This window comes from Oceanihabitans sp. 2_MG-2023 (assembly GCF_030547245.1).
In the GTDB taxonomy this organism is placed as follows: Bacteria; Bacteroidota; Bacteroidia; order Flavobacteriales; family Flavobacteriaceae; genus Oceanihabitans.
In genome coordinates this window covers 1-2,209 of the sequence record NZ_JAUOQT010000019.1, presented here as the reverse complement: position 1 = coordinate 2,209, position 2,209 = coordinate 1, and the positions used below count along the sequence as shown (strand labels likewise).

3 protein-coding genes are annotated in these 2,209 nt (G+C 29.4%); all 3 read right to left on the bottom strand.

Going from position 1 to position 2,209, the window contains the following annotated elements:
* Positions 1-802: 802 nt before the first annotated feature.
* Positions 803-997: a hypothetical protein gene (locus Q4512_RS16325; protein WP_303426453.1), complete on the bottom strand. Its 195-nt coding sequence runs from the start codon at positions 995-997 to the stop codon at positions 803-805.
* A 128-nt stretch (positions 998-1,125) separates the two neighbouring features.
* A complete protein-coding gene (locus tag Q4512_RS16320; RefSeq protein WP_303426452.1) occupies positions 1,126-1,419 on the bottom strand; it encodes a hypothetical protein in 294 nt (97 codons plus the stop codon).
* A gap of 179 nt (positions 1,420-1,598) precedes the next feature.
* Entirely contained in the window at positions 1,599-2,096 is a 498-nt protein-coding gene (locus Q4512_RS16315) for a hypothetical protein (RefSeq protein WP_303426451.1), read from the bottom strand.
* Positions 2,097-2,209 lie beyond the last annotated feature (113 nt).

Sequence of the window (2,209 nt, the reverse complement as noted above, 5' to 3'; positions counted from 1 at the left end):
TTGGCGACGAGGATTTTCCGAAGGAAAATCAGAAGTTGGCAAAAATGCAACTACCATTATTTAAGCACTAATCTAGCGATTTTTTATACACGTTGTTGCCATTTCGTTGTTTTTTCTCAGAGTTCAAATTGTTCAGTTAAATTCCGTTTTCAGATTTTTAGAGTTTGAGTAAATTCCGTGAGCATTATATTCCGCTTTATTTTTCAATTCCGTTTGAGTGAGCAATTCCGAAACTTGCTTTATTCCACACACAATTTGGTTTTGATTTATAATTCAAATAATATTTGTAACAAATTCAATACTTTTTCGTCTTATAATTACACTTAAATACTTTACAATATGCACAATTTTTTAAAATCATTCAAACAAAAATTTATTCAATTTTATAAGTGCGAATTAAAAACCTTTAATAGAATACTTGGAATTAAATAAAATCGATGTGATTCTTATTTCACGTTTGAATGTGTAATTCCAGATTCAGTTCAGTTTTTTAATTTGCTAAAAAATCCGCTGTAATTTTTTATTCCTAATTTGAGTAAAGTTTCAGCGTTTTCTTGTCAAAACTCAATTTTTATAAACTCTAATTTTTGGCTTCAGAGTGCGTTACGTCAATGAATGGCAACGGTTTTGTGTATGGCTAGTTGCGTTGGCGAGAACTAAGTTAGCAAAATAAACCGAACCATTAGGAAAATCCGCAGGATTTTCCGAGTACACACAGACTGAGCAATTGGTTATACACGTTGTTGGCAAATCGTTATTATTCAGTTTATTCATTCCGACGATTTTTATTAAAATGAATTAACTACGTTTTGGAAACTATTGTTAAAACATCAGAAAAACAGTTTTCAAATGCTTTGTCAAAGTCTGAACTCATTAAATCTCTCACTTTCTCGTCTGTTATTAAATAATCAAATATTTTACTATTAAATGTTATTATGTATGATTCTTTGAATTCAATATTATTGTCTTTTAAATATACCGAATGCTTTGTTTCCAATTCATTCAATTTATTTTCAAAGCAATCAAGTGCTTTTTTGAAATCTTTTCCATAAAGAAATTCAGTAAGAGTTTTATTCATTTTTCTATTTCTATATTTTCATTCCGTTAATTTTTTAAAGAATGAGTTTAACTTCTAGTTAATCTTCTTTCTTTTTTGGTTCCATCTAATTCTAGACTATGGTAAATAATTTCAGTATTAGAAACTGATTTTAATATTCCAATTGCTTCAAATAAAAAAGGAATACTTAATTGTAAAGTTCCATCTTTTTGCTCAGAAAGTAATAATTTTTGTTTTTCTGGATGTGTAACTCCATTTTTGTCAGTAAATATAAAATCCTCACTTGTTACAAATTCCAACGTTCTTCCATCTTGATATTTCCATTTTCCAATAATGATTGATTTAAGGTTTTCTATATTCATTTTTTTTGTGTTTTACAGAATTCGAGTGAGTAATGTTTGCCAACGTTTTTGTGTATGAAAAGTTGCGTTTTTGTGAGCGAGGATTTTCCGTAGGAAAATCAGACGTAACAAAAGTGCAACGATCTTAATTTAAGCACTAATTTAGCATTTTTTTATACACGATGTTGTGCATAGTGTTTTTATTCGTTCCGTTTATAATTCCGTCCAGTTTTAAATCCGCAATAAGCTAGGAAAATCAGTAATAATATTTGGGTGTAAAAAAGTACACTTGATAAAATTTCTAAATTATTTTCTTTCGGTTCTATTTCAGGTTCAATTTCTCCAGCGCTTAAAGGCGGATAAATTGTCCAACTCGTGGTTTGTCTAATAAAAGCATCTAAAATCGTATCAATTCCGATTAATACTAAAATCAGAAGTATTGTCGAAATAATTAAAATCAGATTTGCAGTCAAGTTTTTAAAATTCTTTCGTAATGTTCTAACCAAATAAATTCCAAAAAACACCAGAACTGCGAGTAATAGAATGAAATGAAAATTCGCAATTACGAAATAAGTATCGTGAATATTTATATCAAGAGTCGAGTCAGATTTTAATCCGTCAATTCCGAAAATCAGCGTGTTCAAAATCAGTACGAGAATTGTCGTTCCAATCAACCAAAATATTTCTTTCTTTCTCAAATTTTAATTCGGATTTCGTTTTTCAGACATTATGCACAACGTGTTTGTGTATGGAAAGTTGCGTTTTTGTGAGCGAGGATTTTCCGAAGGAAAATCGGAAGTAACAAAAGAGC

Excerpts from the sequence above, each read along its gene's own strand:
- Q4512_RS16320 (WP_303426452.1), bottom strand. The coding sequence starts at position 1,419 with ATGAATATAGAAAACCTTAAATCAATCATTATTGGAAAATGGAAATAT.